A 21738-nucleotide genomic window follows, 5' to 3' on the forward strand; every position below is an offset into this window, starting at 1 on the left:
AGAGGGTTCGGTAGATGCCGCACGATCCGGCGCTTCTCTTTGAGCTCAGCGCGTTCGTCGCTGCAATCGACCCACTGGGTCGATTGCTTCGGCTGGGTCGAGCCGTTCCTCGACCTCACCCAGCGATATAAGCCTTGATCTGCTCGGCCTCGAGCTCGATCTCACGGATGCGCCATTTGACGACGTCACCGATCGAGATAATGCCGGAAAGCTTACCCTTCTCTTCGACGGGGACATGGCGGAAACGACGTTGCGTCATCAGCTCCATCAGCTCGTCGGTCGTAGTGTCTTCCTTGCAGCGATGCACCTTCGCGGTCATCAGCGACGCGATCGGCTTGTCGAGGCATTCTGAGCCATGCTTGGCAACCGCATTGACGACATCCCGCTCCGTGAAGATACCGGAAATCTTGCCGCCCATGGCGATGACGACGATTGCACCGATACGCTTCTCATTGAGAATCTTGGCAGCCTCGGCAAGCGTCGTATTACCCCCGGTGGTCACGACATCGCGGCCCTTGGCGTCAAGTATGGCCTTTACGGAAACAGACATTCAATCCTCCCATCTCGAAAGCACAGTGAACACTCAAGCGTCCGATATGTTCCGAAATCACCCCCCGGATTTCAAAGCGGCGCTCTGCTCATCGGCAGAGAAGGTCTCCTCCACCTTCCCACCGATACGTAGGAATGGTGCGCCTGCGGAAGCAAGAAAGCAACAGCTTCATTCATCGAAGGGCGCGGGTTCATGCACTTCAATAGATGGCTGCCGATCGAACAGTGAAAAGAGCAGAAACCCGAAGAGAAAGCCGCCGATATGGGCGTCCCAGGCCACCGGCTGCGAGCTGTCGCCGGCAAGGGTGATGCCGAAGGCGACAAGTGCGTTACCGGCGACCCACATGACGATATAGGCAACGACAGTGCGGCTTCGCAGTGAGTCGAGAATGGTGAGGCGCGGGTTCAGATGCGCCTCCCGCATGGGGAGGCGACGGCCATCCATGGCGGGAAATGCGAAGCGGCAAGCCGCTCCCATGAGTGCCGAGACGACCCCGGATGCCCCGATCAGCAGCGTCTGGTCGCCCCAGTAGAGAGCGGCATGCATGAAGGCCGAGGCGGCGGACGAGAGGATCCAGAAAATCACGTAGCGCGTGCCGCCGATGCGCCGCGCCACCGGCGCCGCGAAGACGATTAGCCAAAGACTGTTGAAGACGATGTGCTCGATCCCGCCGTGCAGCAGCGAGTAGGTCACGGGGGTCCAGAGCCATTCCAGGCCCTGCTGCGACAGCGGAAACGCATAGCGGGCGGGAATGAAGCTGAACGTGAAGTAGAGCCAGTTCAGCGTTTCGTCGGACCACCATGGCAGGTTCATGACTGCAAAGACGATGATCAGGACGGCCAGACTTGCCAGAATGACCGGAGGCAGGTTGAAGGCCGGGACGCGCTGTTGCGGCCGCGGATCTTCAGGTTCTTGGCGCGGCAGCTGTTCATCGTCCATGTCTTGCTCTGCTTTTCCATAGATGAAGTCGACACATAGCACAGCAGGAATCAAAAAAAAGCCGTCCAACGTTGTGGACGGCGTATCGGGCGTTTCTCTCAGGGACTGGCCTGAAAAGGCCTATCCCACGCCCGGGATAGTTGGTGCTGATGGTCACCTGCGTGAAGTGATGAGCAATTCCTTTCATTCATTGTCGCCAAAGGCAATCGAAACCACTTGTTAACCCTAACAACCCGGCCCTGGCATGGAATTCGCTACGTCTGAGGTGAAGGCAATGAATGCCGTAGTATTCGAACCAAAATGGGACACGGACGCATTATGCGCCAGAAGACGAGCACCGAAATATTTACCTACTGGGAGCAGGTCCGCGGCGATGCGGATGCCCCGCTGCGCAATTTGATACAGCCATCGGCGGTTAGCCGTATCCTGCCCGAACTGTTCATCCTGGAGAACACTTCGGATGACAATCCGCGCTTCCGCTTGGCCGGCACTACAATCTGCAGCCTCATGGGACGCGAGATCCGCGGCGAGAATTTTGCCGCTTTATGGGCAGGAAGCCAGCAAGACGATCCGGTTCGTATTGCCGCCGGCGTGATGACGCATGTCGTCCCCGCCTTGATCAATGCCACCGGCTACAGCGTCAGCGGCCGCAGCATGACTTTCGAGATGGTATTGATGCCGCTGCGCACATCCGGCGATATCTGCGACAGGTTGCTGGGATGCCTGACGCCGACCGCTCGTTCGACATGGCTCGGCAACGAGCATCTGGATTTCCTGGCGCTCGACCGCAGCCGCCTGCTTTACGAGCGCCCTGCCCGCCTCGTGGATGCGCCGTCCCATCCGGACCCGGTCGATCTCCTGCCGCTTCAGGAAAGTGCCGGTCTCGGCGAATGGATGCGTCGGAAGTTGAATCTCGCATTGAATGACGGCGAACAAAGCAAGATTGATCCATCGCGAGACAGATTCGGTCGTGGTCTCTAAGCTACGTCTTAGGAAAGACAACCTTACCTTAAGAAGTTTCGGCTAATAACTGCAGAAGACGCAATCGGTTCGAGAAGCTTTTCCATGCATTCGTTCCAGCCGGTCCACGCGACACGGTCAAATCAGACGGCAGGCAATGCCCTTCGCAACGATCAGCGGACCTTCCAGCGGGTTCCGATCAACATGCAGGGTCGCCTGATGCTGGCTAATTACGAGGAATACGAATGCCTGGTGACGGAGATGTCGCCCGGCGACATGTATGTCACTTGTCTCGGCCGCCCACGCGCCGCTGAGCGCGTCATCGCCTACATCGATCATCTCGGCCGTGTCGAAGGCAATGTTGTTGCGATCGACGGCCGCGGCTTCAGCATGTCGATCAATGCGACCGAGCGCAAGCGCGAGAAACTGGCGGCGCAGTTGACCTGGCTTGCCAACAAGCACGAGCTCGGCCTGCCGGAAGATCGTCGTCACGATCGACTGATGCCGCGCAATACGACCAGCGAACTGACACTGGATGACGGCACAGTCCATATCTGCCGTATCATGGACCTTTCACTGTCGGGTGCTGCCGTGGACATCGAAATCCGCCCGACCATCGGCACGCCGGTGCGCCTCGGCAACATGCGCGGCCGTGTCATCCGTCACTTCATGGAGGGCGTCGCGATCGAGTTCCTCTCCCTGCAATCGCGCGAGACCTTGCGCGAATTCCTCTGATACTGTCATCCTCCTGTTGCGCAGCGCCTGGAAATAGCGGCGTCTATGTTTCACGCTCGACGGCACGAGATGCTCTATCCGGAAATAATCCCATATGATCAGGGTCTGCTTGAGGTCGGTGACGGCCAGCGGATCTTCTGGATGCAATCCGGCAATCCACAGGGCATGCCTGTCGTCATCCTGCATGGAGGGCCCGGATCCGGTAGCTCCGCGGGAGCGCGGCGTTATTTCGATCCGCAATATTACAGGATCATTCAGTTCGACCAGCGCGGCTGCGGCGAAAGTTTCCCGCATGCGTCCGAACCGAGCATCGATCTATCGGCCAATACGACATGGCATTCGGTTGCCGATATCGAGCGGTTGAGACTGCTGCTCGGCATAGAGCGCTGGATCGTATTCGGCAATTCCTGGGGGTGCACGCTCGCCCTCGTCTACGCCGAAACCCATCCGGAGCGCGTGGACTCCATGCTGCTCGTCGGCATCACCATGACGCGGCAATCCGAAATCGACTGGCTCTACCGTGGGCTTGGTCGCTTCTTTCCCGAGGAGTGGTCGCGCTTTCGTGCGGCAGTGCCGGAGGAGGCGCGCGACGGCGATCTGGTCGCGGTCTATTATCGCCTGTTGATTGATCCGGATCCGGCCGTTCACGCGAGAGCGGCGGGCGATTGGCACGAATGGGAGGCCGCCTCGATCCTGGTCGACCCTCGCGCGACCCTGTCCGCGCGCTGGTCCGACCCGCGCTATCTGACAGCACGGGCGCGCATCATAACGCACTACTTCCATCATCGGGCCTGGCTGGAGGATCGGCAGATCCTGCGTGACATCCATCGGCTCGCCGGTATCCCATGCACGATGATCCATGGACGTCTGGATCTCGAGGCGCCTGTGGTTACCGCGTGGGAATTGTCACAGGCTTGGCCAGCAGCGCAGCTGGTCATCGTTCCCAACGCCGCCCACTCGCCCGCGACAGCAGAAATGGCGGCTGTCATTGTCGAGGCGGCCGATGCGCTTCGTGCCCTCGGCTCAAAATAAAAGTTCAAAAATTTTTCGCGCCTGTTTTCCCAAAATGAGACAGTCCAAGGCGATTTCCCCTGTCATGGGCATTCCGTTGACGTTCCGGTGGAAGCTTTTCGTCTCGCCACGGCGCTATTTTTGACCGAACCGACGTGTGGCTGTTAAGAATTCAGCCGACCGGAAATCATTTCAAAACAGTTCGATACTGCGATTTTCCGAGCGCGAGCCAATACCGAAAACACTCAAATTCTAATCAAATTCGCCGAAAACTTGATTCAAGTTTTCCGCTTGTTTTATGAAAATTTTCTCCGGATTTGAATAAACTAAGTCCTTAATTTGACTGCGTAATTTTGCGCCGGATAAAAGCATGCGTGTCATTCTGGTCCCAATAAGAACAGGGACAGGGACATGAACTTTCAATTCGTACTTCGCGGCTGCGCCGCATTGGCGCTCGCCACTCTCGGCTTCTTCGGCTTTGCTCAGGCCGCACCTGCCAACATGACGATTACCGGTGACGCCGCGCCCCCGATCGGTCACTACGAGTTCTGCAAGGAGAACCCGCGGGAGTGCGCCTATGCCGGCGGCGACGCCGGTCCGATCCTCCTCTCCCAGGACAGCTGGAAGGCGATCCTGAAGATCAACTACACCGTCAACACGACGATCAAGCCGATGACCGATATGGAACTCTACGGCGTCGAGGAAAAATGGGCGATCCCGACCACCGCCGGCGACTGCGAGGATTTCGCATTGCTGAAGCGCAAGCAGCTGATCGATGCCGGCTTTTCCCCGTCCGACCTGCTCATGACCGTCGTGCTGCAGCCGAACGGCGAAGGCCATGCCGTTCTGACCGTTCGCACCGACCGCGGCGATTTCGTTCTCGACAACATGCGCAACACGGTAAAGCTCTGGTCGGAGACCGAATACACCTTCCTCAAGCGCCAGTCGGCTGACAATCCGGCCCGCTGGGTCAAGATACAGGACGGCCGCGCCGTCGCAGTCGGCAGTCTGAAGTGAGCCTACACACCATATCCGATCGTCGGCGACCTAGCGCCGGTGATCACGATCAGAGGCCCGGTCTCGTCCCCTGATTTCTGTCCAGGCCGGCGCCTCTGAGCCGTTCCCGCTGTCCCGGGAACGGCTCTTTTCGTTATTGGCGCATCCCTTGCAAAGCGAAAGCGAATAATTTCAGCGAGCCGGCACGACAATAGATTGGTTGCCGATGCACTTTTAATCCTTCATTAACCACTGTGGCGCCAAACATTTTCCTGACAAGACTCATCAAAGGTCTGGTGCCGCAGCGGTTTTGCCATCGACGATGGCTACCGAGGCGGAAGCAAATGAAGGCAAGAGCATGGCTTCTCCCCTGTCACACACCTCTGTGGTTGACGAACGGCCGCTGATCTCGAGCGGTCTCGTCTATAGGCTTACATTAGGCGCTGCCCTCCTGGCCGCCCTCACTGTCGCCATATCCGTCGGCGGTCATTGGCTCGGCGAGAAAATCTCGCTGGCCGGCCATACGACCAAGACCGAGGCCATTGCGGTAACGATCGGCGAGGACACGCTGCACCTCGCAGCCAACACCATCCGTTTCCCGAGCGAGCGAGTAGACGGAGCAGCCGAACGCGTCGATCTTTACCTCACATGGCCGCAGATGCAGGGATATAGCGCCGCCGATCGGCTGCGCTTCGACGACATTTCCCAGTCATCCTCGCTGATTTTCCTGCAGCTTAGCCAGAGCACGATGTCGCGGGACATGTCGGGTCGCCTGGAGCCGATCTATTCGCACCTGATCGAAGGCGTGGCCTATGCCGGCCCCTACGGTCTGGCGGCGCATCGACTGCGTGCCGACGCAGGCTATAACGACGAAGTGCTCCTGACAGCGCCACGTGCGGGCGAGCCTGATTATGTCGTGCGCTGCATCCTGCCCGCTTCGCCTGCCCTGGCAACCAGTGGCGATTGTCAGAGGGACGTGAAAGTCGGCAAGGATCTGAGCGTTCTCTACCGTTTTTCAAGTAACCAGCTTGGGGACTGGCACAGCATGGATACTGCCGTCCAAAGCTTCGTGAAGGCGCGTCTTGAGGATGTCGCGGGCGCCGGAACTCCATCTGTGGGCGGTCGCTAAAATGGCGCGAAAACCTGAAACCAACTGTTCATCATAAACCGATTGGTAACGCTAGGCCCTTAGTCTAGAACGCAACGGGCGTTTCTGGAGGCGGCGACCGGATAATCGAGAATGTAAATGCAAGCAGAGAGTGATTTAGTGTCCAGATCAAACCTTCCCGCATCGTCGTCTCAGTCCGGTAAGATTCTGGCGAGAATGTTCCTTGGATTTGCGATCGCGACAGCAACGGTCACCGTGACCGTGGATGCCAATGCAGCCGGTGGCCCGAGATATGCGGGCATCGTTATCGATGCGAATACTGGCAATATTCTCTACAGCGAAAATGCTGATACGCTTCACTACCCCGCCTCGCTGACCAAGATGATGACGGTCTACCTGACCTTTGAGGCGCTGGAAGCGGGACGGATCACTCTGGACACGCCGGTCGTCTTTTCCAGGAACGCTGCCGCTCAGGCTCCGACGAAGCTCGGCGTTGGCGCCGGCCGGTCGGTGACCGTTCGCGATGCGATCCTCGGCATCGTCACCAAATCAGCCAATGACGCCGCAATGGCGCTCGGCGAGATGCTTGGTGGCTCGGAGGAAGGCTTTGCCCGCATGATGAACGACAAGGCGCGTGCGCTCGGCATGACACGCACGACCTATCGCAATCCCAACGGCCTGCCGAACACGGCGCAGATGACGACGGCACGCGATCAGGCGCGCCTTGGCATTGCCCTGCGCGAACATTTCCCGCAGTATTACGGCTTCTTTTCCGAGACGAGCTTTCGGTTCGGCAATCGCGTCATACCCGGTCATAATCATCTGATCGGCTCGGTTCGCGGTGTCGATGGCATCAAGACGGGCTATACGCGTGCCGCAGGCTACAACCTCGCGACTTCGGTGAAAGTGGACGGACGCTCCATCGTCGGCGTCGTCTTGGGCGGCGCTTCGACGCCGGCCCGCGACAATCAGATGCGCAAGCTGATCGCGGAATATCTGCCGCAGGCATCGACAAGGCACATTGCTTCGAATGTCATCGCGCAGACGCCGGCGACGACGCCGAATGTTCAGGCCGCAAGCGCCCGCATGGCGGACATCAACCGCGCAAAGATCAAGAACGATGAGACCGCGGAAGTCGTCGATACTCAACAGCCATCCAGCGCGGCAGCTTTTGCGGCGATAGCGCCCAAATCCGCCAATCCATTGCTCGCGGCCAAGCCGGCCCAACGCGCTGCCTCCGACGAGGTTGCTTCCATTACGCCTTCAGATGACGGCGATGAGGACGAGGTCGATACCGTCACGACTGCGTCGACGTCCAAGGCCGATACGAAGATCGTCAAGCTGCAACGGGCTGACAAGGCGGAAAAAGCCGAGAAGGTAGCAAAGGCAAGCAAGGCTGAGCGTGACCCGACCGGCTGGGTTGTGCAGATCGGCGTTTCTTCCAGCAAGGATGGTGCAAGCGATCTCCTCGATGCAGCCAGAAGCAAGGGCGGCAAGGCATTGCGCTCGGCGAAGCCCTATACGGTCGCCTTCGACGGCGGCTATCGCGCGCGCTTCGGTGGTTTCGATGATCAGAGCTCGGCAATCAACGCCTGCAAGGCTCTCAAGCGGGCTGGCGTAAAGTGCTGGGCGAGTATGGAATAGAGGTGCGGCCTGAGTTTTCATGCCGCATTGCTTGAAGATCGGTCGGGTTTCTCTTGATGATGCCTGACCTTCCGGTCCCGGATGTCCATGGGGCCGGCCCTGAGTTTGTAACGTGTACGGGGACTTGAAATGGCAGTGAACGAGAACTTTCCCGGTTTCTCGCTCGATGGCGCGGGCAAGATGAAACCGAAGAGCTTTGCTCTTCATCCGTTGCATGAGGCGGCGATGCGTTTGGCGGACCTGGGTCTCAGCCGCTCGCGTTCACGCAACAAGACGAAAGACCTGATCGGCATCCTGCTTTGCCACGGCGCGCGCGCCTGGCGCTATTCGCAGCCGGGGGCACATATTCACATCCACATCACCGCGCCGAGCGGTCGATCACCGGTCCTGATGCGGCTGCGTTGAGCAGCCGCCATACCTACAACAAACCGAGCTCGGAAAGTTCCCGCCGCAGGTCGGCGGGCAGCTCAGCGACACCGCCGAGACTATCGAGATCGCGCGGCACATCCTCCTGCGGCAGATAGCGCCAGCCCTGGAAGGGCCGACGCGGCTGACCGGTCGTTTCAATGACGCTTGGGTCAAGGATAAGCCGGCAACGCTGTATGCCTTCGGCGTCAGTGAAGGTCTCGATGCCGAGCAGCTTCTGTCGCGCCTGCACCTGCCCCTTGATCACCCAGTAAAGCGAGCCTCCATCCAGCAGGTCGTCGATGCGCTTCGGTACCATGCGCGTGGTATGCGTGGTGTGCGGCTCCAGCCCGGCAGCAATGGCATTCATCGCCCGCTCGGAAACCCATTCGCGCAGATCCTCGAGCGAATCCGCGCCCACGCATAATTTGATGAGATGCAAAGCCATAACGCCGTTGAAATCCTTTTGACCGGCAGCGTCAAGCTTTTAGATCAAGCGTCCACTCAGCATTCCACGACATTCACGGCAAGGCCGCCGGTCGAGGTCTCCTTGTACTTCTCGCTCATGTCGTGGCCGGTCTGGCGCATGGTTTCGATGCAAGCGTCGAGCGGCACGAAATGCTGGCCGTCGCCTTTGAGAGCAAGCGAGGCGGCGGTGACTGCCTTGACGGCGCCAAGCGCGTTGCGCTCGATGCAGGGCACTTGGACGAGGCCGGCGACGGGATCGCAGGTCATGCCGAGATGATGCTCCAGAGCGATTTCCGCGGCATTTTCGATCTGCTCGGGCGTGGCACCCATGACGGCGGCAAGTCCCGCAGCCGCCATCGCGGCCGCCGAACCCACCTCGCCCTGACAGCCGACCTCGGCGCCGGAGATCGAGGCATTGTGCTTGATGATGCCGCCAACGGCGGCAGCCGTCAGGAGGTAGTTATGGATACCGTCGCGGTCCCAATCCTCGTGGAAGTGCTGGTAATAGCGGATCGTCGCCGGGATGACGCCGGCGGCGCCGTTGGTCGGCGCGGTGACGACGCGGCCGCCGGCTGCATTCTCTTCGTTGACGGCCATGGCATAGACGCTCAGCCAGTCGTTGGCGAGCAGCGGATTGATGCGGTTGCTGCGCCATTCCTCCTGCAGCTTGTCATGGATGGCGCGAGCCCGGCGGCGTACCTTCAAGCCACCCGGCATGATGCCTTCGACCTTCAAGCCGCGATCGATACAGCTGCTCATCGCGGCCCAGATGCGGTCGAGCCCGGCATCGAGATCATCGCTGCTCATGCGCGTTTCTTCGTTGGCGCGCTTCATCTGTGCGATCGAAAGACCCGAGCGCTCGGCCATTTCGAGCATCTGCTTGGCGGTGGCGAAGGGAAATGGGATGCGCTCGCCGGCCGCGGCCGGCTTCTTCTTGTCGGCGCGCATCTGTTCCAGCTCCGTATCGGTGACGACGAAGCCGCCGCCGACGGAATAGTAGATGCGTTTGACGAGCAGGCGATCATCCTTGTCGAGGGCGGAAAAGCTCATGCCGTTGGCATGGCCCGGCAGCGGCACCTTCTTGTCGAAGATGAGATCGGTCTTGGGCTGGAACTGGTAGGCCGGATGGCCTGGTGGCGTGATGCGTCCGCTGCGTTCGACCTCATCTATAATGGTATCCATATGGTCGGGATCGACGTTGTCGGGCCGCTGTCCCATCAGGCCGAGAATGACGGCCCTGCCCGTGCCGTGGCCGATGCCGGTATGGGCAAGCGAGCCGTGCAGGCTGACCTTGATCGAGGCGACATGCACGTTCGACGACGGGCGCGGCCACTCGTTCGACAGCAGCAGGTCCAGGAAGCGATTCGCGGCGGACATCGGCCCCATCGTGTGCGAGCTGGACGGTCCCACACCGATCTTGAAGACGTCGAAAACGGAAAGAAACATGGACCTTTGGTGCCTCCTCGGCAAATCGATTATGGTCAAGGCTACGCTATCGGGGCAACCTTGCACGGCGATCGACCGACATCGGATTTCATGGCAGCGACATTACATATAGGCATCGAGCGGTGCAAACAGAAGGCCATTGCGCCCGGCCAGAGCTGAGCTACAGTCGACATCGGATTGATCTGGAGAATCTGCCTTTATGACGACTGCCGACTATGTCGCCCTCGCCCTGTTCATTTTTCTCTGGGTTGCGTTGAACTGGATCACCGGCAGCGCCCGCTTCTTCAATCGCACCAGCCTGACGTTGGCGATGAACGAACGCCGGCGCGAGTGGATCTACAATTCGCTGCGCCGCGACCTGAAGATGATCGATACGCAAATCCTGTCCGGCCTGCAGAACGGCACCGGTTTTTTCGCCTCCACCTCGATCTTCGCCATCGGCAGCTGCTTCGCCCTGCTCGGCGCCACCGACAAGGTCAACGCGTTTTTCTCAGATCTGCCTTTCATTCTCAATGGTGGCCGCACCGCCTTCGAGATCAAGGTGGCGGGACTGGCCTGCCTGTTCGGCTATGCCTTCTTCAAATTCGGCTGGGCTTATCGCCTGTTCAATTACTGCACCATTCTCTTCGGTTCCCTGCCGATGAGAGAGGACGCCATTCTCGATCCCGTGCGCGCCGAACATGCCGCCGAGCGCGTCGTCCGCATGAACATCATTGCTGCGCGCAGTTTCAACGCTGGACTGAGAGCCATCTTCCTGTCGATCGGTTATCTCGGCTGGTTCCTCAGCCCCTATGTCTTTATGGTCACGACGATGTTCATCATCATCGTGCTGATCCGCCGACAGTTTTTTTCCGACGCCCGTCTGGCCATCATGGACAGCGATGTGCCATGACAAGGCCGCGTCCGTTCGAACCGGCGTCCACGATTTGAGTTCATGCCTGGAAGGACCCGCCAATGGTCGCTATCGCCGAGAGCGCTGATGCACCCGTAAAAACGCCCCGCATCGGCATTCTGGATACGGCGCGTGGCGTCGCTCTTCTGGCGATGGCAAGCTATCATTGCACCTGGGATTTCGAGTTTTTCGGCTATCTCGACGGCGGTACGGCAGAAACCGGATGGCTGAAATTTTACGCCCGCGCAATCGCCAGCACCTTCCTGTTTCTGGCTGGGTTCAGCCTCGTGCTCGCCAATACGCCCAGGATTCGCTGGCGCTCCTACTGGCGGCGCCTCGGCATGATCGTGGCCGCCGCCGCGGCGATCTCCATCGTGACCTTTTGGTTTATCGGTGCGGGATGGATCTACTTTGGGATCCTTCATTCGATTGCCGCCGCCAGCCTGATAGGCTTGCTGTTCCTGCGGCTGCCGGCCTTCGCAACTCTGCTGATCGCCGCTTTGCTGGCGGCCGGCATTGTCGTCGATAACGTCATTGCCCCCTTTGGGCTGCATTCCGCCGCATTCGATACGCCATGGCTCTGGTGGGTCGGCCTATCGGAGAGCCCCCAGCAATCGAACGACTACGTGCCGCTCTTCCCCTGGTTGACGCCATTTCTGTTCGGTCTCGGCGTCGCGCAGGTGGCAATGTCCTTCGGCTGGCTAGAGCGGCTGGCGACATTCGGCCCGGGCCGCAATCTGATTGCCCGCGCCGGCCGTCACAGCCTGATCTTCTATCTCGTTCACCAGCCGTTGCTGTTCGGTCTTGTCTATCTTCTGTCGCTGGTCGCCCCGGCTCCGCAGCAGGATCCGGCGGTCGGCTATATCGGGCAATGCGTGGCGTCCTGCACGCGATCCGGCACCGAAGCCATGTGCCGCAGCTTCTGCCAATGCACGCTCGACAAGTTGCAGGCGCAAAATCTCTTCAAACCCCTGGAATCCGGGGCAATCAAGGCAGATAGCGATGAACGTGTAAGCCGAATCGCGATACAATGCACGGAAGAAGCGCAATGACAGGGTTATTCGATGAATGCCTATCGTTCGAAGTCGCTGAGTTTTCCGTGGCCGCCGCTACTCTATAGTCTTGCCGTCATTTCGGCGCTGTATCTTTATCGGGATTATCCTCTACCCTTGCCTTTTGCCTGGGCATTTCTCGCATGGTGCATAGGCGCTGCCCTGACCACTTTTGCGGTGACGCTGAACGTCTGGGCCGTCAAGACGCTGATGGAGAGGAAAACAACCGTGCTCACGCAGCGCTGCAGCCGGCATCTGGTGACGACGGGGCCATTTCGCTTCACCCGCAATCCGACCTATCTCGGCTATACACTGCTGACGGCCGGGCTTGGCCTGCTGATCGGCAATCTCTGGTTCGTGACAATGGCGGCTGTCGCAGCGGCGCTGATGACACTTCTGGTCATCCGCTGCGAGGAAATGCATCTCCTTTCGCGCTTCGGCTGTGAGTTTGAATTCTACTGCAAGCATACGCGCCGGTGGCTTTGATCTGAGAATTGCCGATTCCGGCGCAATCAGGTCCCCACACCGATATCGGCCAGGCGACCAAGACAGGCCTCTTCGACATTGTCGAGCTCGGTTAGCGTATCGTCGATATCCTTGCGCTTCTGGCGCAGTTCGTCGCGCTTCTCGTCGACGCGCTTCATCAGCAGCTTCAGCTGACCGATCTCGCCCGGTGGTTCCTTGTAGACCTGGATGATCTCCCGGATTTCGGCGATGGTGAAGCCGATACGGCGGCCGCGCAGAATTTCCATGATCAGACGCCGGTCGGCTGCGCGGAACAGCCGCGTGCGGCCCCTGCGTTCGGGGTGGATGAGGCCCTCGTCCTCGTAGAACCGCAACGTCCGGGTGGAAACCCCGAATTCCCGAGTGAGCTCCGTTATGCTATAATATCCGTCTACCAAGAATCCGCCCCTATCTGCCAGCGACCATAATATTGACTTTTACGTAATAGTCAATTTTCGTCCAGGAGGGCGATTTTGGCATTTCCACCTAGCGAAGCGCAAACCACCATGTCGCAAGGCCGAGAAATGCCAGATATCCGGTGCAATCCGTAACGGTGGTCACGAAGGCGGATGATGCGATCGCCGGATCAGCTCCGAATCGATGCAATAGCAAAGGCAGCAAAATGCCGCCGAGCGCGGCCGCGACAAGATTGATGATCATCGCCACGCCGATGACTATCCCGAGCTGGAAATCATGAAACCATAGCACCGCGATCGCTCCCATGATGACAGCGAACAATATGCCATTGAAAAGGCCGACGCTCGCTTCCCTGCGCACGACGCGGAAGGCGTTGTAGATATCGAGGTCGCCAGTGGCGAGCGCCCTCACCGTGACGGTCATGGTCTGAGTGCCGGCATTGCCGCCCATCGAGGCAACGATCGGCATGAGTACGGCAAGTGCCACCATCTTCTCGATCGCGCCGTCGAAAACATCAATAATGCTGGAAGCCAATATGGCCGTCATCAGATTGACGGCCAGCCAGACGAAGCGCGACCGCACCGTGGAGATGACATTATCGGACAGCTCTTCGTCACCGACACCGCCGAGGTGCTTGATATCCTCGTCGGCCTCTTCCTGAATGACGTCGACCACATCATCGATCGTCAGTACCCCGACAAGGCGCTGGTTCTCATCGACGACGGCGGCCGACAGCAGGTCATATTGCTCAAAGATCTGAGCCGCCTCCTCCTGGTCCATCTCAGCCGGGATCGGATGCGATGTCTCGCGCATGATGCTCTCGACCTTGGCCTCAAGCTGCGCTCGCAGAATGCGATCGAGATCGATGCTGCCGAGCAGTTTGAAGCTCGGATCGATGACGAAGACCTGTGTGAAGGTTTCCGGTAGTTGCTCGCCTTCCCGCATGTAGTCGATCGTCTGCCCTACCGTCCAGAACGGCGGCACGGCGATGAACTCCGTCTGCATGCGACGGCCCGCAGACTGCTCCGGGTATTCCAAAGCGCGTCGCAGGCGAACGCGTTCCGTGAAAGGCAGTTGCGACAGGATCTCGTCGCGGTCTTCCTGATCGAGGTCTTCCAGAATGTAGACGGCGTCGTCCGAATCCAGCTCGCCGATACCAGCGGCGATCTGGTCGTTCGGCATCTGATCGACGATCTCCATGCGGATCGCCTCATCCACCTGCGTCAGCGCCGTCATGTCGAATTCGTCGCCGAGCAATCGGACAAGGGTCAGGCGCTCGGGCGGTGGCAACGCTTCCAGAAGGTCGCCGAGTTCGGATTCATGCAGCCTGACGACATGCCGCTCGATGACGGAACGATCGCTGCGATCGATCGCATCGCTGATCTCAGTCAGAAAATCCGAGCGTACCGCGCCATGTTCGTCGTAAATATCGGCGTCGCTGATCCCGTCTTCATCGGTCATCGTCATGAGCCGCCCCCACCTTGCAATTCGTGATCGCTCCGCATTTCGTCCCTCAGAGTGAAGGGAAAAAACTCATTGTCAACAATCGGATAGGCGGAATTGCTGATATTTCGTCTTTGATCGTCGAAGACGATGGCATCATCTCTTCCTCGCCCCTATTCTAAGCCAATCAACATTTCGTCCAGTCAGTAGAGAGCGCTTTGCCGGTTCGTCCCATCATCCGTTTTCCCGATCCCTTGCTTCGAACCGCCTGCCCGCCGGTCACGGTCTTCGACGATAACCTACGCATGTTCACGGTCGATCTTTTGGACACGATGCGCGCCGCGCCCGGCGTCGGTATCACCGGTCCGCACATCGGCGTGCTCACGCGCGTTGTCGTGATCGAGCTCAGCCGCGAGGATAGTGTCCGCACCTTCATCAATCCGGAGATCCTCTGGTCATCGGAGGAGACCATGCGGCATGTGGAAGGCAGTGTCTCCATGCCTGGAATGACCGAAGAGATCACCAGGCCGAAGGCCATTCGTTTTCATTATCAGGATATCGACGGTACGGCGCACGAAGCAGCGGCCGAAGATTTTCTGGCCATCTGCATCCAGCATGAGATCGACCAGCTCGACGGCATATTCTGGCTCCAGCGGCTTTCAAAACTCAAGCGTGATCGCCTGGTAAAGAAATGGGAGAAGATGCGGAGCTGAAAGCGCTTAAAAATGAAACGGGCGCCACGAAGGCGCCCGCTCGATCGTCCGGTCAATCCGGAAATCAGCCCTTGAGCTTGGAGTTGCAGAGGCTGTAGTAGCCGCCGCCCTTCTCGATCCACTTCAGGCCGCCGAGCGAATTCTTGGCCTTGTTGGCATTGTATGCGTCGACGCAGGTATGGAAACGGCCCTTGCCGGGGGTTTCGCTTGCATACTTCGGATCAACGCTTGCCGGGAAGCTGACGCCGGCCGGGGCAGCCATCGTCGGCTTTGCCGGCTCTTTGGCCGGCGGCTTGGTGGCGTCAGGCTCATTGGCGTCGACCTTGGCCGCAGCGGTCGTCGTCTTCGTGGTCTTCGGCGGCGTCGTCGCAGCAGGTGCGGTCGTTGCCGGCGCGGTCGTCGTTGTGGCGCTGGCGTCCGCACTGCACTGAGTGGCACGGAAGTCGTTCCACTTCTGGCCGTTCAAGGTACCAGCGGTCTTGGCTGCCTGATACTTGGCGCTGCACTCTTTCATGGTTAGCGCAGAAGCTGACGAAGCGAGGCCGATCGAGCCTACGACTGTGAGAGATGCTAGAGACATCAACAGGATGGCACGACTAGTCATTGGCATTTCCTCCGCTCTATGACGAATGTCGAAATTATTAATCGTATCGTCCCCATCGATTGTCAATCGACACGCGATTAGGAGGCGACGGATGACACCATATGCGGACGAAGATGAACGCAAACTGTACGAAAACAGCCATCGGGAAGAGCGGCTTGGCCTCGCTCTCAACTGTTGATGGGAATTCATGTCGTCGTCTGATTCGCGGCGAAACATATCCGCGCACGGGTTCGACGGCTCACAACAGATCGATTATTGCGGACGCGACCACGACTTCAGTTCCTGCCAATCCGACCGAGCAAAACAATGTTGTGTCTTGAGACGATCTTCGACCGATCTCCCGTTTGGCAATGATGTCAGCTAGATCAGCCATCCGATGTTCGTTGCCGGAGCCAGCGAGAAAGAAGGGAGAAGCGTAGGCGCGTGTCTGCTCGGGGGAGTCGGTCGCTATCACATCTGCAATGTCCGCAATATCGAGGCCCAGTTCGTATTCTCTTTGCGTTTTAGGCCCGACGGTATTGACGTGCACACCGGGCTTCAAATCCGAAGCACGTATTATTGGCGTGCTGCTCGTCGTGGCGCAGATAACGATGTCAGCATCACGCGCAGCGTCTAGGACGCTCCCAACAGGCCTCACCTCAATACCGAGCTCCCGCTCCATCTCCTGGGCAAAGGTAGTACGGTTTTTCTCGTCTCTGCTATAGACGCGTGCCGATGTGATTTGCCGGACGGTGGTCGCTGCAGCCAGTTGAGTTCGCGCCTGAGCACCACTTCCGAGAATCCCAACAATTTTGGCATCAGGCGAGCTGAGATGCCGGATCGCGACGCCGCCAATTGCACCCGTTCGTATGTTGCCCAGGCGCTCGCCCAAGACAATTCCTTTTAGCTTCGCGTCTTCCGCAGACCACACAGCGACGATCTGTGAATGCTCCACACCGTCGAACGTTTCATAAACCCGGAAGCCCGCAAGTGGCTTCTCACCCAACATTCCGCCGACTGTAAACACCAAATCGCCTCGGTTCGAAAACGAGACATGATGCCTGGGCGGGGATATCATCTGGTCCCGAGCTCTGGCAAGGAAAGCGGCATCCAAGGCATTGATTGCAACGCCCATAAGTTCGCTCCCAACCAAATCATCATCCCTGAGTATTTTCATCACGGTTTGACCTCCGAACTGCTAAGGCATTGTGCAACCTCAACCGTACTTCGGGTCAATGGACCCACTTAAGAAAATCCATGCCCGATAGAAATCCTGCACCGGAATCCGCTTTCTGATAGCAATTGCTGCAGAGTAGCGGGCATTTGACGTTCACGAGATCGTGCAATGAACCCAAGACTTGAAGTACGGACGCGCCGCCCTAACCTCTCTAATGCAGTTCCCCTCTCTTGCCCTGGATGCTCTCCCTTCCAGGGCATTTTCTTTGCGAGCACAAATGATAAGTGCGCCTGATCAATGGCAATCATTCATTAATCATTGTATCGGGACAGGCGTCCGCGGCTCCTCGCCATCATCACAAGCCCATTTGCCATACCGATCATCACAAGGTGAAGGTGCATGGAAAGTGGATCGTCAAGACCATCCGGGTTTGCAAGTAAAAACCAGGGGGCGGCTTAGCTAGGCCGCCCCTTCTCGTTAAGGCACAGCTACCCGGCCGCAAGACAAAGGCGCCGCGAAAAATGGCAACTATTACAAAATGACTAGCCATTCGCCCTAAGGATGCGTAGGGTATGGTCATCGCTGGTTACCGAACCCGCGGGACACCAGCGGCTGAGAGCGACACGCGCTCTCGCCTGCAGAGGTCAAGGAGCAATCGCATGACCTCGCATGACGATCGAGACAATATTCTCACCGACCAGAAGTTACACGATCTTCTTAAAGTGGAAGATGAGATGGATCGTCTGGCGGGATTGAAGCGCGACCTTCCGGTTGAGCCTGGACGGATTCGAGTTGAAGACCCGCAAGCGCCGTCCTCGTGAAAACGACCGCCGGTCGTTGACGGCAGGCTCCGGAATTAGACCGGATATTTCTTGATCACCGGTCACACTTCCTGCCATTTAGCTGGCCTGAATTGTTTTCGCGCCCAGAGCCGAACCGCAGGCTGGGCGGTGGCGCGTGCAAATCATTCAAAAGCCATCAGAGCAGAGAAGACTAAACACGCGCTATCGGCGCATGCCTACCATGTCACGCCCCTTGTCACGCGACATCTTGCTTTTGGTCATGTAAGCAGCCTCTCACTTTGTGGTTCGAGGCAAAGATGTTCGAGGAGCGAGATGATGTCGACTTCGATTTTGACCGCTTTGACGGTATGTGCAGGCGCAATCACTGTAGCGCTGATGGTAGTTCAATTCCTTCATTGATCTCAGGGGGCAGGCTAACTCGGCGTGTCGAGATACCTTCCCTATGGCCTGCTGGAACTCCCGACTGCGCATCGCGTTACAACGTCAGGAGGATACAGCCATGAACACGCCCACGTCGACCACACCCCCAATCCTGGCTCCGGAACTCGGACTGCCTAACCCGATACAGCCTCTGCCGAATCAACCACTTGATTTGAAAGCTTCGGACGATAGCGAAAAGGAAGCCTATGAGCGTGGGGCGGAGGCAGGCAAACGGGAGGAAGAGAGCGAGAAGAATCCTTATCCGGAGGGAAGCAAACTCGCCAAGGCCTTTGAACACGGCTATCTGGATGGGCAAAAGCTGCGATCAAACGACAAGCCGCCTGAGCACTAGAATCGCTGCCACGCCTCGAAGACGACTTCTGTGGCCGCGCCAGAAGGATTGAGTTTTTCATTGGTCCTTGACTCCGACTCGGAATGAGAACATTTTGAGAACAAATCAAGGAAAACATCATGGCGATCGCCGAGAAATTCATTGTCCTGCCGTACAAAAAGAACCGCGGAAATCTTGTTCCGGCTGAGATGCGTCAGGCCTCGAATGCGATGAGTGCCGAAAAGATCGCGACGGCGATGTCGTCACGCTTTGTCGGCGTGGCTGCCTACGCGGTCATGGTTGACGATGAGACCGGCGACATGACGTCCCCTCGCCTGCTGATCCAGCATGGTGAAATCGCGGATCTCAACGCCGCCTGAAATTGACTGACAATGTGGTAATGCGAACCGCCGTTCTGCGACGGAACGGAGATGTGCGTCGATGAGTGCCGAATCCCCTCTGGCTCCTGAGGAATCAGATTTCGATCCGATCGAAGCGATCCTTGCCGCCCATGATGGCGACGCGCGGGCCGCGATCGGCGACCTCGTGGAACGCATCCAGCACCTTCGCCACCAGCTTTCACTCGCGTCCGCCGCAATGAGCAGGGGCATGACGCGCGGCTGGTCGCCAAGCTTGGATCAAAGCTGACGGACCAGAACGATGGCGGAGCGGCCTCGAACGGATCGGCACACGCTTAACTGATTGAGTTCACATGAAATAAGGCCGCTCTGTTTTAACTGTTTTTTGGCCTTGGCCGCAAAATGCCGCCAGCAATAAATATGCCAGTTCGGCATAAATCAGAAAATAATAAATAATTCCAATAGATCTATGATACACTGCGGAGGCTTAGAAAATAATCATAAAAAGGAGCATTTCCGTGAAACAATTTTATTTCACACTCAATCGCCGGCAATGCACTGTTTTCCTGATTGAAACGTCAGTTCTCACAGCTGGGCTTGTTGCTCTGTTCTCCGGCCTCTCGATACTGAAGTAGTAAGTCGGCGACACCGGATACTTTGCGCCGGTCAGGTTCTCCAAAAATCAATCAGGGATGACGACAATGATCAGACATCGACCAGTTCGCAGACGATTCAAATGCCCAATCAGCGAAAAGACCGGAACTGTGTTCGCCGACATCAGCTCCGGCAACATCCGAGTGCGGATGGAGAGGGCTGCACTTCTCAAAGCTCTCCGAATTGAGCGTGATCGACCAACGCGACCGCAGCGCGCGAGCTAGTTCAAGCGCGCAGACGACAAAAACCACGACAACGACAGTCTTCGCTGCGAACACACTGCTCACGGTTCAAATGTTGTGCCGGGATGCCGGCATAGGCCAGCCATCCGCCCGGAGCGTGCGCAAAGAACTCGCCGAGTTCAGGTGCAGCCAAAACTAACAAAATCTATACTGGGAAAGTTGAGGCCGAACTCTTGCGCAAGAAGCGCTGGAAGAGGTCGAGGTGTCCCAAGCGTTTTTCGGATGGGACACTTCGAATGAAGAACAACGACAGCGTCGTTGTCTTTGGTGCGGTCGAGAAGACTCGAACTTCCACGGGTTGCCCCACAGCGACCTCAACGCTGCGCGTCTACCAATTCCGCCACGACCGCATCGTGGTAGGGCCGGATTGCTCCGGCGCGGCTGCATGTAGCAAAAGCATCCGGGGGGCACAAGAGCGATGTGTCAGTTTTTTTAAATTCCTTCACAGCTCCTCGGATTGCGGCTTCGGAATTACCTGGCAATCGCCGTAGATGTTTGAATTTCCGCCTGAATACCTCCATATGTGGACAACCCGTCGGCGCGCCGGATTTCCACATGAGCGGTCTGCCGGATGGGCGCAAAGGACTGGCTCATGCTTCGCACTGAACTCTCACATCAAATGTTTCCCGTAGAAGGCACCTCGCCCGTACGCTGGCGTATCGCCGATGGCCTGGTGCCCTATGACGAAGCGGTGGCGACCATGGAAGCGGAAGTCGCCGCGATAGCCGATGGGCGTGCACCGGAACTCGTCTGGTTGGTGGAGCATCCGCCACTCTATACGGCGGGCACCAGCGCCAATGCCGCCGATCTCATCGAGCCGGATCGTTTTCCGGTTTTTGCCACGGGACGTGGCGGTGAATACACCTATCACGGGCCCGGCCAGCGCGTGGCCTATGTCATGCTGGACCTGAAGTGTCGGCGGCAGGATATCCGCGCCTTTGTCGCCTCTCTCGAGGAAGTCATCATCCGCACCCTCGAATCGATGAATGTTCGTGGCGAGCGGCGCGAGGATCGCGTCGGCGTCTGGGTGAGGCGCCCGGAGAGGCCGGTGCTGCCGGATGGCACCATGGCCGAGGACAAGATTGCCGCCCTTGGCATTCGCGTGCGCAAATGGGTGACGTTTCATGGCCTTTCGCTCAACGTCGATCCCGATCTTGGCCATTTCTCCGGCATCGTGCCCTGCGGGATCTCCGCCTACGGCGTTACGAGCCTGGTCGATCTCGGCCTGCCGGTCATGATGGCGGACGTGGATATCCGTCTGCGCGAGGCTTTCGAGCAGGTATTCGGCGAGACCGTCAACGACTCTTAATGCGCAATGTCCTTGCTGACGTTGCGCAGCCTGATCTGATGGTCGAGCCGTTCGATCTGGCGAGTGGTTGTCTCGATCAGCCGGCCGATTTCCTCATGGGCCGTCCGCAAACGGGAAAGCTCGTTCCTGACGGCTTCCAGCGCGCGTTCGTCACTATCCTCGCCGGGGCCGTCGCCTGCCCCCGTCATCAGCCATGCGGGAGAAACGCCGAAGAGAACCGACATCTTGACCAAAGCGGACGCCTTGGGTTCGGAGCGGTCCGATTCCCAGGCAAGCATCGTTTCTTCGCTGACGCCAAGCTGGCTTGCCAGCGTTTCCAAGCTGATGCCGGCGGCGTCGCGGGCCATGGAGAGCCGCCCGCCCAGGGTATCGTCGCCCTCATCCGAAAAAATGGTCGTCTCTTGTTCTGTCTTGAACATCGGTGCGATCCCTTTCCTGGCCGCGCCGGCGAAATTCTGCGGCGCGCTTATGTTTTAGCCGGTTCCGAAGGCTGAGATAGGTCTAAGGGCGTCATCTCGCCACCATGATCTGTCCCAATTGGCAAAGTTTGACCTTTACGGCGCATCGGATCGCTTCT

The 21738-nt window shown here is 58.3% G+C and carries 25 protein-coding genes and 1 tRNA gene; 16 read left to right on the forward strand and 10 right to left on the reverse strand.

Annotated features, from left to right (window positions below):
* Nucleotides 1-115 precede the first annotated feature (115 nt).
* Together AB8B29_RS07490 and AB8B29_RS07495 are read right to left on the reverse strand one after the other, a co-directional pair.
* A complete protein-coding gene (locus tag AB8B29_RS07490; protein WP_047556685.1) occupies nucleotides 116-550 on the reverse strand; it encodes a CBS domain-containing protein in 435 nt (144 codons plus the stop codon).
* Nucleotides 551-718: 168 nt separating this feature from the next.
* Nucleotides 719-1489 carry a rhomboid family intramembrane serine protease gene (locus tag AB8B29_RS07495; RefSeq protein WP_439006344.1) on the reverse strand — a complete coding sequence of 257 codons (771 nt, stop codon included), beginning with the start codon at nucleotides 1487-1489 and terminating at the stop codon, nucleotides 719-721.
* A gap of 318 nt (nucleotides 1490-1807) precedes the next feature.
* On the opposite strand from AB8B29_RS07495, the gene AB8B29_RS07500 reads away from it, so the two are divergent.
* The 7 genes from AB8B29_RS07500 (at nucleotide 1808) to AB8B29_RS07530 (ending at nucleotide 8348) form a co-directional block, all read left to right on the forward strand.
* The gene (locus AB8B29_RS07500; protein WP_052224144.1) at nucleotides 1808-2470 is read left to right on the forward strand and encodes a PAS domain-containing protein; all 663 of its coding nucleotides are present in this window, start codon (nucleotides 1808-1810) and stop codon (nucleotides 2468-2470) included.
* Nucleotides 2471-2554: 84 nt separating this feature from the next.
* Complete coding sequence (locus tag AB8B29_RS07505) at nucleotides 2555-3184, forward strand: PilZ domain-containing protein (protein ID WP_037202247.1); 630 nt, start codon at nucleotides 2555-2557, stop codon at nucleotides 3182-3184.
* Nucleotides 3185-3229: 45 nt separating this feature from the next.
* Nucleotides 3230-4216, forward strand: a complete 987-nt coding sequence (gene pip, locus AB8B29_RS07510) for a prolyl aminopeptidase (RefSeq protein WP_113118624.1) — start codon at nucleotides 3230-3232, stop codon at nucleotides 4214-4216.
* A 390-nt stretch (nucleotides 4217-4606) separates the two neighbouring features.
* Nucleotides 4607-5212 carry a transglutaminase-like cysteine peptidase gene (locus AB8B29_RS07515; RefSeq protein WP_037202251.1) on the forward strand — a complete coding sequence of 202 codons (606 nt, stop codon included), beginning with the start codon at nucleotides 4607-4609 and terminating at the stop codon, nucleotides 5210-5212.
* A 337-nt stretch (nucleotides 5213-5549) separates the two neighbouring features.
* Nucleotides 5550-6320 carry a hypothetical protein gene (locus AB8B29_RS07520; RefSeq protein WP_439006345.1) on the forward strand — a complete coding sequence of 257 codons (771 nt, stop codon included), beginning with the start codon at nucleotides 5550-5552 and terminating at the stop codon, nucleotides 6318-6320.
* A gap of 117 nt (nucleotides 6321-6437) precedes the next feature.
* Nucleotides 6438-7943 (forward strand): serine hydrolase, encoded by a 1506-nt coding sequence (locus AB8B29_RS07525; protein ID WP_113118625.1) that lies wholly within the window; start codon nucleotides 6438-6440, stop codon nucleotides 7941-7943.
* 129 nt (nucleotides 7944-8072) lie between these two features.
* Nucleotides 8073-8348 (forward strand): hypothetical protein, encoded by a 276-nt coding sequence (locus AB8B29_RS07530; RefSeq protein ID WP_113118626.1) that lies wholly within the window; start codon nucleotides 8073-8075, stop codon nucleotides 8346-8348.
* 13 nt (nucleotides 8349-8361) lie between these two features.
* On the opposite strand, the gene AB8B29_RS07535 is transcribed toward AB8B29_RS07530, so the two are convergent.
* Both AB8B29_RS07535 and AB8B29_RS07540 read right to left on the reverse strand, forming a co-directional pair.
* A complete protein-coding gene (locus tag AB8B29_RS07535) occupies nucleotides 8362-8796 on the reverse strand; it encodes a DUF1489 family protein (RefSeq protein ID WP_037202257.1) in 435 nt (144 codons plus the stop codon).
* Between the two features lie 56 nt (nucleotides 8797-8852).
* Nucleotides 8853-10262, reverse strand: coding sequence for an L-serine ammonia-lyase (locus AB8B29_RS07540; protein WP_047638198.1), 1410 nt, complete (start codon nucleotides 10260-10262; stop codon nucleotides 8853-8855).
* Nucleotides 10263-10461: 199 nt separating this feature from the next.
* Here AB8B29_RS07540 and AB8B29_RS07545 point away from each other — a divergent pair, with 199 nt between their 5' ends.
* The 3 genes from AB8B29_RS07545 (at nucleotide 10462) to AB8B29_RS07555 (ending at nucleotide 12692) form a co-directional block, all read left to right on the forward strand.
* Nucleotides 10462-11154: a DUF599 domain-containing protein gene (locus tag AB8B29_RS07545; protein ID WP_037202261.1), complete on the forward strand. Its 693-nt coding sequence runs from the start codon at nucleotides 10462-10464 to the stop codon at nucleotides 11152-11154.
* A 62-nt stretch (nucleotides 11155-11216) separates the two neighbouring features.
* Nucleotides 11217-12206, forward strand: coding sequence for a DUF1624 domain-containing protein (locus AB8B29_RS07550; protein WP_037202264.1), 990 nt, complete (start codon nucleotides 11217-11219; stop codon nucleotides 12204-12206).
* A gap of 12 nt (nucleotides 12207-12218) precedes the next feature.
* Nucleotides 12219-12692 (forward strand): methyltransferase family protein, encoded by a 474-nt coding sequence (locus AB8B29_RS07555; RefSeq protein WP_047638199.1) that lies wholly within the window; start codon nucleotides 12219-12221, stop codon nucleotides 12690-12692.
* A 26-nt stretch (nucleotides 12693-12718) separates the two neighbouring features.
* On the opposite strand, the gene AB8B29_RS07560 is transcribed toward AB8B29_RS07555, so the two are convergent.
* On the reverse strand, nucleotides 12719-13108 hold the full coding sequence (locus AB8B29_RS07560) for a MerR family transcriptional regulator (protein WP_037202268.1): 390 nt from the start codon (nucleotides 13106-13108) through the stop codon (nucleotides 12719-12721).
* A gap of 88 nt (nucleotides 13109-13196) precedes the next feature.
* Nucleotides 13197-14594 (reverse strand): magnesium transporter, encoded by a 1398-nt coding sequence (gene mgtE, locus AB8B29_RS07565; RefSeq protein WP_037202271.1) that lies wholly within the window; start codon nucleotides 14592-14594, stop codon nucleotides 13197-13199.
* Nucleotides 14595-14788: 194 nt separating this feature from the next.
* On the opposite strand from mgtE, the gene AB8B29_RS07570 reads away from it, so the two are divergent.
* Nucleotides 14789-15283 carry a peptide deformylase gene (locus AB8B29_RS07570; RefSeq protein WP_439006346.1) on the forward strand — a complete coding sequence of 165 codons (495 nt, stop codon included), beginning with the start codon at nucleotides 14789-14791 and terminating at the stop codon, nucleotides 15281-15283.
* A 64-nt stretch (nucleotides 15284-15347) separates the two neighbouring features.
* Here AB8B29_RS07570 and AB8B29_RS07575 read toward each other — a convergent pair whose 3' ends face one another.
* Nucleotides 15348-15887, reverse strand: coding sequence for a hypothetical protein (locus tag AB8B29_RS07575; RefSeq protein WP_037202275.1), 540 nt, complete (start codon nucleotides 15885-15887; stop codon nucleotides 15348-15350).
* A gap of 238 nt (nucleotides 15888-16125) precedes the next feature.
* Nucleotides 16126-17046: an ornithine cyclodeaminase family protein gene (locus tag AB8B29_RS07580; protein WP_047638201.1), complete on the reverse strand. Its 921-nt coding sequence runs from the start codon at nucleotides 17044-17046 to the stop codon at nucleotides 16126-16128.
* 656 nt (nucleotides 17047-17702) lie between these two features.
* Between AB8B29_RS07580 and AB8B29_RS07585 the strand changes: the two genes are divergently transcribed.
* The 4 genes from AB8B29_RS07585 to AB8B29_RS07600 all read left to right on the forward strand — a co-directional run bounded on the left by AB8B29_RS07585 (nucleotide 17703) and on the right by AB8B29_RS07600 (nucleotide 19245).
* Nucleotides 17703-17864 carry a hypothetical protein gene (locus AB8B29_RS07585; protein ID WP_156143714.1) on the forward strand — a complete coding sequence of 54 codons (162 nt, stop codon included), beginning with the start codon at nucleotides 17703-17705 and terminating at the stop codon, nucleotides 17862-17864.
* 481 nt (nucleotides 17865-18345) lie between these two features.
* Nucleotides 18346-18618 (forward strand): hypothetical protein, encoded by a 273-nt coding sequence (locus AB8B29_RS07590; protein WP_047638323.1) that lies wholly within the window; start codon nucleotides 18346-18348, stop codon nucleotides 18616-18618.
* Between the two features lie 119 nt (nucleotides 18619-18737).
* On the forward strand, nucleotides 18738-18977 hold the full coding sequence (locus AB8B29_RS07595) for a hypothetical protein (RefSeq protein ID WP_037202280.1): 240 nt from the start codon (nucleotides 18738-18740) through the stop codon (nucleotides 18975-18977).
* Between the two features lie 61 nt (nucleotides 18978-19038).
* On the forward strand, nucleotides 19039-19245 hold the full coding sequence (locus tag AB8B29_RS07600) for a hypothetical protein (RefSeq protein ID WP_037202282.1): 207 nt from the start codon (nucleotides 19039-19041) through the stop codon (nucleotides 19243-19245).
* Between the two features lie 872 nt (nucleotides 19246-20117).
* Here AB8B29_RS07600 and AB8B29_RS07605 read toward each other — a convergent pair.
* Nucleotides 20118-20202 (reverse strand) — tRNA-Leu (locus AB8B29_RS07605).
* A gap of 242 nt (nucleotides 20203-20444) precedes the next feature.
* On the opposite strand from AB8B29_RS07605, the gene lipB reads away from it, so the two are divergent.
* The gene (lipB, locus tag AB8B29_RS07610; protein WP_037202825.1) at nucleotides 20445-21161 is read left to right on the forward strand and encodes a lipoyl(octanoyl) transferase LipB; all 717 of its coding nucleotides are present in this window, start codon (nucleotides 20445-20447) and stop codon (nucleotides 21159-21161) included.
* Here the strand turns inward: lipB and AB8B29_RS07615 are convergent.
* On the reverse strand, nucleotides 21158-21580 hold the full coding sequence (locus tag AB8B29_RS07615) for a helix-turn-helix domain-containing protein (RefSeq protein WP_037202283.1): 423 nt from the start codon (nucleotides 21578-21580) through the stop codon (nucleotides 21158-21160). The genes lipB and AB8B29_RS07615 overlap by 4 nt on opposite strands.
* Nucleotides 21581-21738: the final 158 nt, after the last annotated feature.

It is taken from the genome of Rhizobium sp. 11_C7_N12_5 (genome assembly GCF_051811145.1).
Taxonomy (GTDB): domain Bacteria; phylum Pseudomonadota; class Alphaproteobacteria; order Rhizobiales; family Rhizobiaceae; genus Rhizobium; species Rhizobium lusitanum.

Coding starts and splice junctions, on each gene's coding strand:
- AB8B29_RS07540 (WP_047638198.1), bottom strand. CDS start 10,262: ATGTTTCTTTCCGTTTTCGACGTCTTCAAGATCGGTGTGGGACCGTCC.
- pip (WP_113118624.1), top strand. CDS start 3,230: ATGTTTCACGCTCGACGGCACGAGATGCTCTATCCGGAAATAATCCCA.
- AB8B29_RS07590 (WP_047638323.1), top strand. CDS start 18,346: ATGAACACGCCCACGTCGACCACACCCCCAATCCTGGCTCCGGAACTC.
- AB8B29_RS07505 (WP_037202247.1), top strand. CDS start 2,555: ATGCATTCGTTCCAGCCGGTCCACGCGACACGGTCAAATCAGACGGCA.
- mgtE (WP_037202271.1), bottom strand. CDS start 14,594: ATGACGATGACCGATGAAGACGGGATCAGCGACGCCGATATTTACGAC.
- AB8B29_RS07520 (WP_439006345.1), top strand. CDS start 5,550: ATGGCTTCTCCCCTGTCACACACCTCTGTGGTTGACGAACGGCCGCTG.
- AB8B29_RS07555 (WP_047638199.1), top strand. CDS start 12,219: ATGAATGCCTATCGTTCGAAGTCGCTGAGTTTTCCGTGGCCGCCGCTA.
- AB8B29_RS07585 (WP_156143714.1), top strand. CDS start 17,703: ATGACCTCGCATGACGATCGAGACAATATTCTCACCGACCAGAAGTTA.
- AB8B29_RS07595 (WP_037202280.1), top strand. CDS start 18,738: ATGGCGATCGCCGAGAAATTCATTGTCCTGCCGTACAAAAAGAACCGC.
- AB8B29_RS07495 (WP_439006344.1), bottom strand. CDS start 1,489: ATGGACGATGAACAGCTGCCGCGCCAAGAACCTGAAGATCCGCGGCCG.
- AB8B29_RS07615 (WP_037202283.1), bottom strand. CDS start 21,580: ATGTTCAAGACAGAACAAGAGACGACCATTTTTTCGGATGAGGGCGAC.
- AB8B29_RS07530 (WP_113118626.1), top strand. CDS start 8,073: ATGGCAGTGAACGAGAACTTTCCCGGTTTCTCGCTCGATGGCGCGGGC.
- AB8B29_RS07515 (WP_037202251.1), top strand. CDS start 4,607: ATGAACTTTCAATTCGTACTTCGCGGCTGCGCCGCATTGGCGCTCGCC.
- AB8B29_RS07490 (WP_047556685.1), bottom strand. CDS start 550: ATGTCTGTTTCCGTAAAGGCCATACTTGACGCCAAGGGCCGCGATGTC.
- AB8B29_RS07550 (WP_037202264.1), top strand. CDS start 11,217: ATGGTCGCTATCGCCGAGAGCGCTGATGCACCCGTAAAAACGCCCCGC.
- AB8B29_RS07525 (WP_113118625.1), top strand. CDS start 6,438: ATGCAAGCAGAGAGTGATTTAGTGTCCAGATCAAACCTTCCCGCATCG.
- AB8B29_RS07600 (WP_037202282.1), top strand. CDS start 19,039: ATGAGTGCCGAATCCCCTCTGGCTCCTGAGGAATCAGATTTCGATCCG.
- AB8B29_RS07500 (WP_052224144.1), top strand. CDS start 1,808: ATGCGCCAGAAGACGAGCACCGAAATATTTACCTACTGGGAGCAGGTC.
- AB8B29_RS07545 (WP_037202261.1), top strand. CDS start 10,462: ATGACGACTGCCGACTATGTCGCCCTCGCCCTGTTCATTTTTCTCTGG.
- AB8B29_RS07575 (WP_037202275.1), bottom strand. CDS start 15,887: ATGACTAGTCGTGCCATCCTGTTGATGTCTCTAGCATCTCTCACAGTC.
- lipB (WP_037202825.1), top strand. CDS start 20,445: ATGCTTCGCACTGAACTCTCACATCAAATGTTTCCCGTAGAAGGCACC.
- AB8B29_RS07535 (WP_037202257.1), bottom strand. CDS start 8,796: ATGGCTTTGCATCTCATCAAATTATGCGTGGGCGCGGATTCGCTCGAG.